The sequence below is a fragment of the Nocardia sp. NPDC003183 genome, from assembly GCF_053590715.1.
The window spans coordinates 738,344-753,511 of the sequence record NZ_JBSFTG010000002.1; the positions used below are offsets into that span (position 1 = coordinate 738,344).

The following is a 15,168-nucleotide window of genomic DNA, read 5'->3' on the forward strand; positions in this document are numbered from 1 at the left end:
GGTGACCGACAAGTCGAATGACACTCCGAAGGCCGAAGGTTCGGCACCGGCCGGGCAGGGCGCGTCGGCGGCGGGTCGCCCGGTGACCAGCCCGTTCGATTCGCCGACGACGCAGATGCGCAAGCCGGATCCGAAGGACATCCCCCGCACCGACGAGGATCTCGGTCTCGACCCCGGTGATGAGGTTCCCGGTGCGAGCACCGCGCAAACCGGTCGTGGCGGCGGCGACGAAGATTACGGGTACGCGACGATCCCGCCCGCGTCGGCGGCCTCGGCGGGCACCGTCCGCTTGCAGCGCCGCAACCGCGAGGCTCGCCGCGGCACCCTGGACCTCGGCCTGTTCGTGCTGCGCCTGGTGGTCGGCTACACCTTCATCTACCACGGTCTGCAGAAGCTGACCGGCTGGTTCCACGGACCCGGCCTAGACGGCACCAAGACCATGATGGAAAGCGGCGGCTGGGACTACCCGTCACTGTCGACCGCGCTGGTGATCGCCGGTGAACTCGGCGGCGGCATCCTCCTGGTGATCGGCCTGGCCACCCCGCTCGCCGCGGGCGCTGTCCTGGCCACGATCCTGAACGCGTGGATGTGGAAGCAGGGCATGGTCCCCGGCTTCCAGTACAACGCGGGCACCCCCACCGGCGTCGAACTCGACTCCGTCCTGGCCGGTTCCGCCCTGGCGATCATCCTCACCGGCCCCGGCCGCTGGTCCTTCGACCGCACCCGAGGCTGGGCCACCCGCCCCTCCTACGGTTCCTTCGGGGTCGTCGTCCTGGCTGTCGCCGCCGCCATCCTCACCTTCTGGTTCCTCCACGGCGGCAATCCCCTGAAAGGCATCGGCCCCTTCTGATCCGACTTTCCGCGTCTTTCGGTCAGATCCAGGGGGCGCGGTGCGTCGATGACGCGGCAACTCGGTGAGCCGGTACCCGGTGAGTCGCCGATGTTCTCACGACATCAGTGGTCGCGATGGTGCGGGTTCAGTCAGGTGGGCGGTCATGGTGGCGTGCACGTCGGCCAGGAACGACTCGAATCGTCGCAGCTCCTCGGGGGAGTATTTCCCCATCACCGACTCTTCCACCTTCGTGCCGAGTGGGCCGAAGAAATCGTTGGCGAGAGTGTGGATGCTGGGTGTGCTGCGCAGTGTGATCACGCGACGGTCGTCGTGTTCTCGGCTGCGCACGATATGACCGGCCTGTTCCAGCCGGTTCAGCAGTGCGGTGGTGGCGCTGTTGGACAGCGAGATCCGTTCGCTGAGCCGTGCCGGTGACAGTGTGGTCCCGCGTTCCTCGGCGGTGAGGATCTCGATCAGGGCCTCGGCATCGGTCGAGTGCAACCCGAGCCAGGTCGCGAATCGGCGGGCGAGTTCCCGGTAACTCGCGCCGTAGGCCCGCATTCCTTCGTGGATTCGTTCGTACTGGGCGCGAGCGTCCGACTGGCTCATAGGTTCCTTTCGCATCGTTTGACATCCTATTGCCCTCAATATACTTTGACCATGGAAATATTCCACCATGGAAATAGGAGTGTGCGATGAGTCAAGAGTCGTCCCTTCGTCGATGGCTCGGCTTGATCGCCATTGCCCTCGGCGTGGCGCTGATCGTGGTCGACACCACGATCGTGAACGTGATCATCCCGTCGATCATCGAAGACCTGGACACGGGTTCCACCGAGGCGCAATGGATTCAGGAGTCCTACGCGATCGTCTTCGCGGCGCTGCTGCTGGTGGTCGGCCGGGTAGCGGACATGGTCGGGGCGCGCCGGGTGTTCGTCACCGGTGTGGTGGTGTTCGGCGCGACCAGCATCCTGGCCGGGCTGGCACCGGACGGCGGACTGCTCGTCATCGCCCGATTCCTGCAGGGCGCGGGCGCGGCGATGATCCTGCCGACCTCGCTCGCCCTGCTCAACGCCACCTTCACCGGCAAAGCCCGTGGTCAGGCCTTCGCGGTATGGGGTTCCACGATCGGTGCGGCCGCCGCGCTCGGTCCGCTGCTCGGTGGCTGGCTGGCCGAGCATGTGTCGTGGCGCTGGGCGTTCGGCATCAATGTGCCCCTGGCTGTGCTGATCGTGGTCGGTGTGCTGGCGTGCATCGCGCCGTCACCGAAGGTCGCCGGTCGACTCGATGTGCTCGGCTCGATCCTGTCGGTGCTCGGCCTCGGGCTGCTGGCCTTCGGGTTGGTCGAGGGCCGCACCTACGGCTGGATCACCACCGTCCATCCGATGGGGATCGCCGGATTCACCTGGGAGAGCGGGCCGTCGCCGGTGCTGGTCGCGCTCGTGCTGAGTGTGCTGGCGCTGGGCGGGTTCGTCGTCCGGCAGGTGCTGTTGCGCCGCGGCGGCAATGCCGACAAGGCGCTGATGGACTTGAGCCTGTTCTCGCTGGCCTCGTTCCGCAACGGCAATATCGCGACGCTGATCATCGGCCTCGGTGAGTTCGGCATCGTCGCCGTGCTCCCGCTGTGGCTGCAGTTCACCCTCGGTTACAGCGCCCTGCAGTCCGGTCTGGCTCTGGTGCCGATCGCCATCGGCAGCTTCATCGCCAGTGGTGCCAGCTTCGGGATGGCAGGGAAGGCCTCGCCGCTGAACATGGTCCGCCTCGGTCTGGGGCTGGAGGTCGTCGGCCTGGCCGCGCTGGGCTTCTTCGCCGCCACCGACAGCTCGTGGTGGTCGATCGCGCTGGTCCTGTGTGTGTACGGCATCGGCGTCGGTTTCGCTACGGCGCAGGTGACCAACGTCGTCCTCGCCGACATCCCCGAAGCCGACAACGGCCAGGCGTCCGGTATCCAAAGCGCCTTCCGCCAACTGGGTTCCGCCCTCGGCATCGCACTGCTCACGACGATCTTCTTCACCACGCTGAGCTCGAATGTCGAAGACGATCTCACCGCGGTCGGTACGCCCCCGGCGCAAGCCCAGCAATACGCGCACGCCATCACCGGTAGCGCGGGCGCGGCGATCGAAGGCTTTGCCGCCCAACCGGATACACAGGAAGTAGCCACCGCCGGTCGATCAGCCATGACCGCCGGCGTCAACCTCGGCGCCTACCTGGCCGCGGGCTTCGTCCTGCTCGGCCTCGTGGCCACGGCCCTGATTCCCTCCCGAACCGGCCGCGACGACGAGTCGTCGACGTCGACAACACAACCCGCGCTCGTCTGACAGCAGGACAGTCCGCCCCGCCCGTGAATCGCAACCCGTGATTTCGCAAGAACATGGGTAACTTGCCGGGATCGGGCTACCCGATAACAGGCTCGCCGCCGGTCGCATCGACGACCGGCGGCGAGCCTGAATCTGGCCTGAATACGCGGGGCGGCTACGGCACCTGACGAACGGCACCCTTGTCCGCCGACGTGGCGAGCGCCGCGTAGGCACGCAGGGCGGTGGTGACCGTGCGGTCGCGGTTGACGGGCTGCCACGGGCGCTCCGAGGCCTCCATTTTCGCGCGGCGCTCGGCCATGACCTCGTCGGAGACAAGCACTTCCAGCGCTCGGGTGTGCACATCGATGCGGATGCGGTCGCCGTTCTCGATCAGGCCGATCGCACCGCCCGAGGCGGCCTCGGGGGAGATGTGACCGATCGACAGCCCCGAGGTGCCGCCGGAGAAGCGGCCGTCGGTGATCAGCGCGCACACCTTGCCGAGACCGAGACCCTTGAGGAACGAGGTCGGGTGCAGCATCTCCTGCATGCCCGGACCGCCGGCGGGGCCTTCGTAGCGGATGACGACCACGTCACCGGGCTGGATCTTCTTGCCGAGGATCATCGACACCGCGTCCTCCTGCGACTCGACCACCACGGCCGGGCCTTCGAAGGTGAACAGGTCTTCGTCGATGCCCGCGGTCTTGAGGATCGCGCCGTCGGGAGCGATATTGCCGCGCAGCACGCACAGCCCGCCTTCGACGGTGTAGGCGTTCTCGACGTCGCGGATGCAGCCACCGGCGGCATCGGTGTCGAGCGAGGACCAGCGGTTGCTGGTGGAGAACGGTTCCACTGTGCGCACGCCACCGGGGGCGGCGTGGAAGAGCTCGATGGCCTCTTCGGATGCCTTGCCCGAGCGCACATCCCAGGTGTCGAGGTATTCCTCGAAGGAGGCGGTGTGCACGGTGGTGACGTCGGTGTCCAGCAGCCCACCGCGACGCAGCTCGCCGAGGATGGCCGGGATGCCACCGGCACGGTGCACGTCTTCCATGTGGTAATCCGAGTTCGGCGACACCTTCGACAGGCACGGCACCTTGCGGCTGATGTCGTCGATGGTCTGCAGGTCGAAGTCGATCTCGCCCTCCTGCGCGGCGGCGAGGGTGTGCAGCACGGTGTTGGTCGAGCCGCCCATGGCGACGTCGAGGGCCATCGCGTTGCGGAAAGCCTTGGCGTTGGCCACGTTTCGGGGCAGCACCGAGGCGTCGTCGTCCTGGTACCAGCGCTTGGCGATATCGACGATCACCGTGCCCGCCCGCTCGAACAGCGCACGGCGCGCGGAGTGGGTGGCGAGGGTGGAACCGTTGCCCGGCAGTGCGAGGCCGAGCGCCTCGGTCAGGCAGTTCATCGAGTTCGCGGTGAACATGCCCGAACACGAACCGCAGGTCGGGCACGCGGACCGCTCGACTTCGTCCAGTCCTTCGTCGGACACGGCCTGGTTCGCACTCGCGGAGATCGCGCTGACGAGGTCGAGCGGCGCCTGCGCGACACCGTCGACGATCACCGCCTTACCGGCCTCCATCGGCCCGCCGGAGACGAACACGGCGGGGATGTTGAGACGCATCGCGGCGTTGAGCATGCCGGGAGTGATCTTGTCGCAGTTGGAGATACACACCAGCGCGTCGGCGGTGTGGGCGTTGGCCATGTACTCCACGGAGTCGGCGATGATCTCGCGCGAGGGCAGCGAGTAGAGCATGCCGCCGTGACCCATGGCGATGCCGTCGTCGACGGCGATGGTGTGGAACTCGCGCGCGATGCCACCGGCGGCGGCCACCGCCTCGGCGACGATCTCGCCCATGTTCTTGAGGTGCACGTGACCGGGCACGAACTGGGTGTAGGAGTTCGCGATCGCGATGATCGGCTTACCGAAATCGGAATCGGTCATGCCGGTCGCGCGCCAGAGTGAGCGCGCGCCCGCAGCATTGCGGCCGATGGTGGTGGTGCGTGAGCGAAGCGGTGGCATGGAAGTCCTCGTGATGTCGCTGGGTGCGTGGCGAGCGTGCGCACAGGGGGCTGACCTGCGTGGCACGTGCGCGATCGCGGTGCGTCCGGCAGCCCTTCACGTTACTCCGGCGAGCGATGGTCGCATCGCGCCGGTGGTGGCGTGCGGGGGAGCGGGAACCGGGGCTCGAGGCGGGAGTGTCGCTCCGTGAGGTGTCGCCGCGGTGGTGCCGTCGGCGCGGGGTGCCCGGTCGCCGTCAGCTTACCGGTACAAGGATCGCGCCGACGTGCTCATTCCCACAGTGCCCATGGTCACTGCTCGGTCTTCGGCTCCGCGTCAGGTTCGGCCTTCGCTTCCGACGCTGTAGTTTCGGGCTCGGCCTTCGCGTCGGCTTCCGCCTTCGCCGCGGCCCGCTCGGCGGCGAGACGCTCGGCTTCGGCCGCTTCGGCGGCGGCGAACACATCGGGCAGGCGCCCGCCGGACGCTTCGATCAGCTCACGCAACCGGTCGTAACCGACGGCAGGCAGCTTCACCTCGGATTCGTCGTCGAGCCGGGCGCGCACAGAGCCGCGCTTGGGAATGCTGATCCCCTTGATCCGCGCCCAGTCGAGGTGCTTCGTGCTGGTCATCGAGCTCAGATCCAGCCCGGACTCGGACACGGTCGTGTGCGTGCGCACCACCCACCACACCGCGATCACCGGGGCCAGCAGCAGCGGCCACAGGACGGCCGGCCACCCGACGAACGGGAAGAACACGCAGAACGCCAGCACCAGTACGCCGATATAGGCCAGGCGGGGAACGCCGATCACGTGCACACCCGGCGTCGGCGTGTTCGTCCGGCGCGGCATCAGCAGCCAGACGACCACCGCGACGGGCACGATCAGCCCGATCCGCACCCCCAGCGACCAGTCCTGCACCGTGCCGACGACGATGAAGACCAGGTAGGCCAGCACCACCGCGCCGATCGCCGCGAGCCGCCCCGGACTGGCCGAGCGCAGGCCGCCGGGTCGCGACGGGCGACCCGTATCGGTTCCCTCGTCGGTGGTGTGGGACGATTTAGCCGGTGGCACGGACTGATGCGGTGATGACACCCTCCTATCCTCGCATCTTGGTACACGGACCCACGCAACCACTCGAGTCCCACAGAATGGGACCGGAGCGGAAAGCCTGTTTGACTCGACGCACTACGCGCGCCTAACGTCGTATGCGTGATTCGAAACGAGCTCGTAATCGGCCGGCGCGTCCAGCGCTGAGCCTGACACCTAGTCAATACGTCAGCTCGCGTTTGCGACGCGCCACCCTCGAACAGCCATGCGCTGGGCGGGGGCTTTTTTGTGTTCGGGCGAATGCCAGCGGCCCTGTCGGGTCAGTCCGAGTCAGAACGAGACAGTGAGGAACGAAGACGGTGAGTGCACCAACCGCACGACCCGGGCCATCGGCCCGCAGGTCAGCGCCTTCAGCTACCCCTGGTAGCCCGGCGACCAACCCCGCCCGCCGCCAGGTCGCGCCCGAGCGCGTGACCGGCGCCCAGTCGGTGGTTCGGTCCCTCGAAGAGCTCGACGTCGACACGGTATTCGGCATTCCCGGCGGCGCGGTCCTTCCTGTCTACGACCCGCTGTTCGACTCGAAGAAGGTCCGCCACGTCCTGGTCCGGCACGAGCAGGGCGCCGGTCACGCGGCGACCGGTTACGCGCAGGCCTCGGGCAAGGTCGGTGTGTGTATGGCCACATCCGGCCCCGGCGCGACCAACCTGGTGACCCCGCTGGCCGACGCCCAGATGGACTCGGTCCCGATCGTGGCGATCACCGGTCAGGTGCCGTCGAGCCTGGTCGGCACCGACGCGTTCCAGGAAGCCGACATCTCGGGCATCACGATGCCGATCACCAAGCACAACTTCCTGGTCTCCGACGCCGCCGAGATCCCGCGCACCCTGGCCGAGGCGTTCTACCTCGCCGCCTCGGGTCGCCCCGGCGCGGTCCTGGTCGACATCACCAAGGACGCGCTGCAGGCCCAGACCACGTTCTCGTGGCCGCCGGAGATGCGTCTGCCCGGCTACCGCCCGGTCACCAAGCCGCACGGCAAGCAGGTGCGCGAGGCCGCCAGGATGATCCTGGAGTCCAAGCAGCCGGTGCTCTACGTCGGTGGTGGCGTCATCAAGTCCGACGCCTCGCCGGAACTGCTCGAGCTGGCCGAACTCACCGGCATCCCGGTGGTCACCACGCTGATGGCGCGGGGCGCGTTCCCCGACAGCCACACCCTGAACATGGGCATGCCCGGCATGCACGGCACCGTCGGTGCCGTCGCCGCGCTGCAGAAGTCGGACCTGCTGATCACCCTCGGCGCCCGTTTCGACGACCGCGTCACCGGTCAGCTGGATTCCTTCGCGCCCGACGCGAAGGTCATCCACGCCGACATCGACCCGGCCGAGATCGGCAAGAACCGTCACGCCGACGTCCCGATCGTGGGCGACGCGCGTGAGGTGATCGTCGAGCTGATCGAAACCCTCAAGGCCGATCCGCAGGCCGGCGACGCACCGCTGCTGAACCTCACCGAATGGTGGGCCTACCTCAGCGGCATCCGCGAGAACTACCCGCTGGGCTGGAAGACGCCCAGCGACGGCTCGGTCTCGCCGGAGTACGTCATCGAGACCCTCGGCCGTCTCGCGGGCCCCGAGGCCATCTACTGCGCCGGCGTCGGCCAGCACCAGATGTGGGCCGCGCAGTTCATCAAGTACGAGAACCCGCGCACCTGGCTCAACTCGGGCGGTCTCGGCACCATGGGCTACTCGGTGCCCGCTGCCATGGGCGCCAAGATGGGCGCGCCGGACAAGGAAGTCTGGGCGGTCGACGGTGACGGCTGCTTCCAGATGACCAACCAGGAACTGGCCACTTGCGCCATCGAGGGGGTGCCGATCAAGGTCGCCCTGATCAACAACGGCAACCTGGGCATGGTCCGCCAGTGGCAGACCCTGTTCTACGAACAGCGCTACTCCAACACCGATCTCGGCACGCATTCCCTGCGCATCCCCGATTTCGTGAAGCTGGCCGAGGCGCTGGGTTGCGTCGGCATCCGGGTGGAGAAGGAGTCCGAGGTCGAGGACGCGATCCGCCAGGCCCAGGCCATCACCGACCGTCCGGTCGTGATCGACTTCATCGTCGGCAAGGACGCCCAGGTGTGGCCGATGGTCGCCTCGGGCACCAGCAACGACGAGATCATGTTCGCCCGCGGCATCCGTCCGCTCTTCGACGAGGACGAGTCGGTCTCCGAGCCGGCCGTCATCCACGAGGCGATGGAACGCGAGCAGGCCACCTCCGAGAAGGGTGACGACGAATGAGCACCACCCACACCCTGAGCGTCCTCGTCGAGGACAAGCCGGGCGTGCTGGCGCGAGTCGCGAGCCTGTTCTCGCGCCGTGGCTTCAATATCGAATCCCTGGCCGTCGGTGGCACCGAGATCCCCGAGATCTCGCGGATGACGATCGTCGTGACCGTCGACGATCTGCCCCTCGAGCAGGTCACCAAGCAGCTCAACAAGCTGATCAACGTCATCAAGATCGTGGAGCAGGACGCCGACGCCTCGGTGGCCCGCGAGCTGATCCTGGTGAAGGTGCGGGCCGACGCGTCGGTGCGCACGCAGGTGATCGAGGCCGTGCAGTTGTTCCGCGCCAAGGTGATCGACGTGTCGCCCGACGCGCTGACCATCGAGGCGACCGGCACCCGTTCCAAGCTCGACGCGCTGCTGCGCATGGTCGAGCCGTACGGGATCCGCGAGATCGTGCAGTCCGGTGTCGTGGCCGTCGGCCGCGGCCCCAAATCGATCACCGCGACCCGCTGAACCTCCTTCAGCAACCTCCGCGATAACTTTTCCTAACCGCATTCATTCAGAAGGGACCAACCAAAGTGGCAGTCGAGATGTTCTACGACGACGACGCTGACCTGTCGATCATCCAGGGCCGCAAGGTCGCCGTGATCGGTTACGGCAGCCAGGGCCACGCGCACTCGCTGAGCCTGCGCGACTCCGGCGTCGACGTCCGCGTCGGCCTGGCCGAGGGTTCGAAGTCTCGCCCGAAGGCCGAAGAGGCCGGTCTGACCGTCGGTACCCCCGCCGAGGTCTCCGCCTGGGCCGACGTGATCATGGTGCTCGCGCCCGACACCGCGCAGGCGTCGATCTTCACCAACGACATCGAGCCCAACCTGAAGGACGGCGACGCGCTGTTCTTCGGCCACGGCCTCAACATCCACTTCGGTCTCGTCAAGGCTCCGGCCGGCGTCACCGTCGCGATGGTCGCCCCGAAGGGCCCCGGCCACCTGGTGCGTCGTCAGTTCGTCGACGGCAAGGGCGTTCCGGCTCTGATCGCTGTCGATCAGGACCCGACCGGCGAGGGCCAGGCCCTGGCGCTGTCCTACGCCAAGGGCATCGGCGGCACCCGCGCCGGCGTCATCAAGACCACCTTCAAGGAAGAGACCGAGACCGACCTCTTCGGTGAGCAGGCCGTGCTCTGCGGTGGCACCGAGGAACTGGTCAAGATCGGTTTCGAGGTCATGGTCGAGGCGGGCTACGCCCCCGAGATGGCCTACTTCGAGGTCCTGCACGAGCTCAAGCTGATCGTCGACCTGATGTACGAGGGCGGCATCGCCCGCATGAACTACTCGGTCTCCGACACCGCCGAGTTCGGTGGCTACCTGTCGGGCCCGCGCGTCATCGACGCCGGCACCAAGGAGCGCATGAAGGCGATCCTGACCGACATCCAGGACGGCACCTTCGTCAAGCGCCTCGTCGCCAACGTCGAAGGCGGCAACAAGGAGCTCGAGGGTCTGCGCAAGGAGAACGCCGAGCACCCCATCGAGGTCACCGGCGCCAAGCTGCGCGGCCTGATGAGCTGGGTCGACCGCCCGATCACCGAAACCGCGTAAGGTTTCACCGCGTCTCGAAGGGCCCGTTCGCCACGTGCGAGCGGGCCTTTCGGCATTGTGACGTAGCTTGGTGGCGTGACGGAAGTGAAACCAGCCCAACGATTTTGGTTCGAGCCGACCGGGGTGGGTGTGTCATTCGCGTCACGGATCTGAACCCTGTGCCTTCGGCTGACCTCGGTGGCGGCGATCTCGCGATTCCGTTCGAGCTGCCCGACGGCGATGTCGGCTTCATCTGGGGGGACTCGTTCTCCGGGGACGGCCCGTACGGCCCACCGATGGGCGGCATCGGGAACTGGCGTTCCCCCATCATCACTCGCACGTCTCAACGCGACCCCGCCGAGCCGATCGTCATGGCCACCGTGCCGGGTACCGACGGCCGCCAGCTGTGGGACTACCAGCACGACAACGCCGAGTACTCCACCGTCCTGCCGTGCGACGCGATGACCGTCGACGGCCGGATCTACCTGTGGGTCATGTACACCCAGGGCCTGGGCAACGAGAAGTGGTGCGAGGTATGGACATCCGACGACAGCGGTGTCACCTGGGCGCGCAGCGGGTCGAAGTTCTGGTGCGGCGCGTTCGACGGCAAGCGGGTCATGATCTCCTGGGCCAAGGACCCGCACAGCGACTGGGTACACATCATCTCCACCGGCGGCCTGGCCAGGAACAAGGACATGCTGCTGTGGCGCGCGACGGTCGACGGACTGTCCGATCCGCACGCCTGGCAGGGCTGGGGCTGGGACGGCGACAACTGGGCCTGGAACCGTGAGCCCACGCCGATCCTGCCCGGTTGGCAATTCGGTGAGATCTGCCTGCGTTATGTCGAGAACAGGGCCGTGATCTCCGGATTCGACGCGGGGGACTACTCGATCTTCGTCAAGGTCGGCGACCGCATCGACAACACGAACTGGATCACGACCCACACACACCGGCCGATCACCGGGATGTCGCGCGGTGTCGACACCGTCGCGCGCCTGTACGGCGGCTACATACACCCCTACAGCAGGCTCGAAGACGGCAAGTTCACCCTCATCGTCTCCGAGTGGGCGCAGAACGGGAATCCCTATCGGGCGACCCAATTCACCTGCACCGGGATTCGCCGGAAGGTGCTCGTCCCGGCCCCTGACCCCGAACCGACGCCCGAGCCCTGGCCGACTCCACCACCGGACCCGCATCGGACCTGGTGGCAGGAGCTCGTCCGCCGAGTCGACGAGTGGCGCAGGCGCCTTGGTCCGTAGCGCCACCCGCCCCTTGCTGTCGGCGGTCGATAGCGGGAGTCTCGCTCGATGAGTTGTTCGTGTTTGCTGGGTGGTGGCGCACTCTGTCACCGCATGGTTACCCACTGGTCCTTGCCGTGGTGGTCCAGTAGCGCGAGACTTGCTCGATGACGACGGTTGAGGATTTCGATCGGCAGGCGGCGGAGGTCGGTAAAGCGGCGCGGAAGCGGGTTTCTCGTACCGCGTTGGGGGAGTGGAAACCGGAGCCGGGCCGGGAGGACCCGGTGGCGATTCTGCTGAAGCAGAACGCGAAGCGGGTGCCGAGCCTGGTGCCGATCCGGATGGCGCGAATGGCGGTGTCGCCGTTCACCTTTCTGCGTGGTGCCGCGGCGGTCATGGCCAATGACCTCGGATCCGGTCCCGATACCGGGCTCACCGTGCAACTGTGCGGTGACGCGCACCTGTCGAACTTCGGGCTCTTCGGCACTCCTGAACGCAATCTCGTGTTCGATGTGAACGACTTCGACGAGACGCTGCCCGGCCCGTTCGAGTGGGACGTCAAACGCCTGGTCGCCAGTGTCGCGGTCGCGGCGCTGGGCAACGGCTGTTCGGATGAGGACGCGGCCTCGGCGGCGGAGGCCACCGCCCGCGGCTATCGCGAGGGCATCGAGGCGATGGCTGAGCAGGACAGTCTCGAGATCTGGTACGACCGGGTCGACTCCGACATGGTCCTCGAGCTGGTCCAGAAGAAGAAGGGCCGCAAGCTGGCGGAGAAGACGATCGCCTCGGCCAAGAAGCGCACCAGCCTGCAAGCGCTGGACAAACTCACCGAACCCGATGCCGACGGCATTCCGCGGATCAAGAATCAGCCGCCACTGCTGGTACCCATCACCACCCCTGACGCGGCGACCGTGACGGCGCTGTTCGCCGAATATCGGCGCACCCTGCCCGACCACATGCGCGTGCTGCTCAACCGCTACACCTTCGTCGAGGCCGCCGTGAAGGTCGTCGGGGTCGGTAGTGTCGGCACCCGGTGCTTCATCGCGCTGCTGATGGACAAGGAGTCCGGCGCTCCGCTGTTCCTGCAGTTGAAGGAGGCCGACACGTCGGTGCTGGCGCCGTATCAGAAGGCGAGCCGGTACAAGCACCAGGGACATCGCGTCGTCGCCGGTCAGCGCTTGATGCAGGCGTCGAGCGACATCTTCCTCGGCTGGGCCACCGGCCCCGAGGGCGTGCATCACTACTGGCGTCAGTTCCGCGACATGAAGGGCTCCGTCGATATCGACAATCTGACCCACCGGCAACTGTCCAACTATGGCGCCGTCTGCGGTGGCGTGCTGGCTCGGGCCCACTGTCGCTCCGGTGATCCGCTGGCCATCGACGCCTATATCGGCGGCAGCGAGAAGTTCGACACGGCTCTGAGCGATTTCGCGATGTCGTATTCGGATCAGAGCAAAGCCGACTACGGCCTGCTACAGGCCGCGATCAAGGACGGCCGGGTCGAGGTGGCCGACAACCCGTACTGAGGCCGAACAGGCGGCGTCGGAGCTACAGGGGCTCGCGTCGCCGCCATCTCGGCAACACTCGATACACTCATTACCGATGAGTAACTTCTTTTCCTCGGTGGACCAGGTGACCGACCGGCTGACGGCCGCCGGTTACCTGCCGTCCCTCGATATCGCGACTGCGGTCTTTCTCGCCGATCGCCTCGGTAAACCGCTGCTGATCGAGGGTCCCGCCGGTGTCGGCAAGACCGAGCTCGCCAAGGCGATCGCCGCCGCGGTGAGCGCCGAGCTCATCCGCCTGCAGTGCTACGAGGGCGTGGACGAAGCCCGTGCCCTGTACGAGTGGAACCACGCCAAGCAGCTGCTTCGCATCACCGCCACGTCCGGCGAGGACTGGGACAGCACCCGCGACCACGTCTTCACCGAGGAGTTCCTGCTCGCCCGCCCGCTGCTGGCGGCGATCCGCAACCCCGACCCCACGGTTCTGCTCATCGACGAACTCGACAAGGCCGACGTGGAGCTCGAGGGTCTGTTGCTGGAAGTCCTCGGCGACTTCCAGGTGAGCATCCCCGAGCTGGGCACGGTCACCGCCGTCCGCAAGCCCTTCGTCATCCTCACCTCCAACGCTCACCGCGACCTGTCCGAAGCGTTGAAGCGCCGCTGCCTGTATCTCCATATCGACTATCCGACAGCGGAATTGGAGAAGGCGATCGTCGCGCTCAAAGTCCCCGAGCTGGATGCGTCGCTGGCCGAACCGGTGGTGGCGACGGTGAGCGCACTGCGGCAGCTCTCGCTGCGCAAAGCACCCTCGATTGCCGAAACCGTCGACTGGGCAAGAACTTTGGTCGCGTTGGGAACGCGGACGCTGACCGGCGGCGTGGTCCGCTCGACACTCGGAGTCCTGCTGAAGTATCAGTCGGACCACCGCGTGGCCATCGACCGTCTCGGCCTCGACGACCAGACGGACGGCAGTGTGCGGTGACGAGCCGCGATCACCTCGGCAGCTCGGCGCCTGTCGCGGCAACGGATTCGCGCTTCGCCCCCACGGGCGCTCGGCTCGTCGATTTCGTCACTCTGCTGCGCGAGCACAACATTCACGCGGGCCCCAGCGAAACCATCGACGCGGCCGCGGCGGTGGTAGCTCTCGGCACCACCGACCCCCGCGTCCTGCGCTCGGGCCTGGCCGCCTGCCTGCTGCGCCGCAATGGCCAACGCAAGGTCTTCGACCAGCTCTTCGACCTGTACTTCCTCGGCGTCTCGCTGCCACCCGCGCGCCCGAGCGAGAGCGCCGAGGACCTGCGCGAGCGTCTGCTGGCCACCCTCGTCCAGGGTGAGGACACTGCCGAGCTGGCCCGCGAAGCACTCGACACCTTCGGCGCCTACGGCGGTGCGGGGGAGAGCGCGGGCCGGGTCACCCAGGCTTCCGGCGCCGGCTGGTCCTCCTACCTGACGATGAAATCGCTACGCCCGGATGAGATCTCCGAGCAGCTCGCCCGAACCATGGGTGGCTCGGGGCAGTTCGATACGGCGGTGCGTACCATCGAGGCCCGTCGCCGCGTCGACCAGTTCCGCACCGATGTGCAAACCGAAGCACGCCTGCGTTCGGCCGAACTGCGCGGCACCGACTACATCGCCCGGCGCGGCGTCGAGAACTCAGCGGACCGAACGGATTTCCTCGGGGCTCGCGAACAGGACCTCGCCGAGATGCGCCGCCTGGTGCACCCACTGGCCCGCAAGCTCGCCTCCCGGCTGGCGGTGCGTCGCAAGAAGGCGGTGCGCGGTCAGATCGATCTGCGCCGCACCCTGCGCCGATCGATGGCCACCGGTGGTGTCCCGGTCGATCCGGTGCTGCGGGCCCGCAAGCGCGGTCGGCCCGACCTCGTTGTGCTGGCCGATGTTTCGGGCTCGGTCAGCGGTTTCGCCGAATTCACGCTGCAATTGGTGCAGGCGCTGCAGGACCAGTTCAGCAAGGTCCGCAGCTTCGGTTTCGTCGACACCTGTGCCGAGATCACCCAGTACTTCACTCCCGGTGAGCCGCCGTCACCGGGCTTCGCGCAGGACATCGTCCGTGAAGGTGGCGTCGCCCGGTTCGGATCCAGCAACTACGGCGAGGTCCTCCAGGGCTTCGTCGACCATTATCTCGACGCTGTCGGCCCGCGTACGTGTGTCCTGATCCTCGGCGACGCCCGCACCAACCGCACCGATCCGAATCTGGCCGCGCTGCAAGCGATCACCGAGCGAGCGAAGGCCGTCTACTGGCTCAACCCGGAGCCGTCGCGCTCGTGGTCGACCGGTGACTCGGCCGCCGAGGACTACACCGACATCGTCACCATGCACGAATGTCGCAACGTAGCCCAGCTCGCCGAGGTGATCGGCAGACTGCTGCCCGCCTGATTCAGCTCGGCCAGGTC

General features: G+C 67.1%; 12 protein-coding genes. 9 read left to right on the forward strand and 3 right to left on the reverse strand.

Features of this window, described 5'->3' with window-relative positions; all coding sequences use genetic code 11:
* Position 1 precedes the first annotated feature (1 nt).
* Positions 2–850, forward strand: a complete 849-nt coding sequence (locus ACWDXS_RS11150; RefSeq protein ID WP_378997063.1) for a DoxX family protein — start codon at positions 2–4, stop codon at positions 848–850.
* A gap of 96 nt (positions 851–946) precedes the next feature.
* Here the strand turns inward: ACWDXS_RS11150 and ACWDXS_RS11155 are convergent, their stop codons facing one another.
* Positions 947–1,441 (reverse strand): MarR family winged helix-turn-helix transcriptional regulator, encoded by a 495-nt coding sequence (locus ACWDXS_RS11155; RefSeq protein WP_378997061.1) that lies wholly within the window; start codon positions 1,439–1,441, stop codon positions 947–949.
* An 86-nt stretch (positions 1,442–1,527) separates the two neighbouring features.
* Here ACWDXS_RS11155 and ACWDXS_RS11160 point away from each other — a divergent pair, with 86 nt between their 5' ends.
* On the forward strand, positions 1,528–3,147 hold the full coding sequence (locus tag ACWDXS_RS11160) for a DHA2 family efflux MFS transporter permease subunit (RefSeq protein WP_378997059.1): 1,620 nt from the start codon (positions 1,528–1,530) through the stop codon (positions 3,145–3,147).
* 154 nt (positions 3,148–3,301) lie between these two features.
* On the opposite strand, the gene ilvD is transcribed toward ACWDXS_RS11160, so the two are convergent.
* Positions 3,302–5,143, reverse strand: a complete 1,842-nt coding sequence (gene ilvD, locus ACWDXS_RS11165; protein WP_378992058.1) for a dihydroxy-acid dehydratase — start codon at positions 5,141–5,143, stop codon at positions 3,302–3,304.
* A 290-nt stretch (positions 5,144–5,433) separates the two neighbouring features.
* Positions 5,434–6,213 (reverse strand): PH domain-containing protein, encoded by a 780-nt coding sequence (locus ACWDXS_RS11170; RefSeq protein ID WP_449964505.1) that lies wholly within the window; start codon positions 6,211–6,213, stop codon positions 5,434–5,436.
* Between the two features lie 314 nt (positions 6,214–6,527).
* Here ACWDXS_RS11170 and ACWDXS_RS11175 point away from each other — a divergent pair, with 314 nt between their 5' ends.
* The 7 genes from ACWDXS_RS11175 to ACWDXS_RS11205 all read left to right on the forward strand — a co-directional run bounded on the left by ACWDXS_RS11175 (position 6,528) and on the right by ACWDXS_RS11205 (position 15,151).
* Positions 6,528–8,456 (forward strand): acetolactate synthase large subunit, encoded by a 1,929-nt coding sequence (locus ACWDXS_RS11175; protein WP_378992061.1) that lies wholly within the window; start codon positions 6,528–6,530, stop codon positions 8,454–8,456.
* Entirely contained in the window at positions 8,453–8,956 is a 504-nt protein-coding gene (gene ilvN, locus ACWDXS_RS11180) for an acetolactate synthase small subunit (RefSeq protein WP_019048314.1), read from the forward strand. The genes ACWDXS_RS11175 and ilvN overlap by 4 nt, the downstream gene beginning before the upstream one ends.
* A 77-nt stretch (positions 8,957–9,033) precedes the next feature.
* A complete protein-coding gene (gene ilvC / locus ACWDXS_RS11185) occupies positions 9,034–10,035 on the forward strand; it encodes a ketol-acid reductoisomerase (RefSeq protein WP_174551969.1) in 1,002 nt (333 codons plus the stop codon).
* 158 nt (positions 10,036–10,193) lie between these two features.
* A complete protein-coding gene (locus tag ACWDXS_RS11190; protein ID WP_449964509.1) occupies positions 10,194–11,273 on the forward strand; it encodes a DUF4185 domain-containing protein in 1,080 nt (359 codons plus the stop codon).
* A 146-nt stretch (positions 11,274–11,419) separates the two neighbouring features.
* Positions 11,420–12,778 (forward strand): DUF2252 domain-containing protein, encoded by a 1,359-nt coding sequence (locus ACWDXS_RS11195; RefSeq protein WP_449964512.1) that lies wholly within the window; start codon positions 11,420–11,422, stop codon positions 12,776–12,778.
* A 76-nt stretch (positions 12,779–12,854) separates the two neighbouring features.
* Positions 12,855–13,739 carry an AAA family ATPase gene (locus ACWDXS_RS11200; RefSeq protein WP_387442036.1) on the forward strand — a complete coding sequence of 295 codons (885 nt, stop codon included), beginning with the start codon at positions 12,855–12,857 and terminating at the stop codon, positions 13,737–13,739.
* Positions 13,736–15,151 (forward strand): vWA domain-containing protein, encoded by a 1,416-nt coding sequence (locus tag ACWDXS_RS11205; RefSeq protein WP_449964516.1) that lies wholly within the window; start codon positions 13,736–13,738, stop codon positions 15,149–15,151. Before ACWDXS_RS11200 ends, ACWDXS_RS11205 begins: the two co-directional genes overlap by 4 nt.
* Positions 15,152–15,168 lie beyond the last annotated feature (17 nt).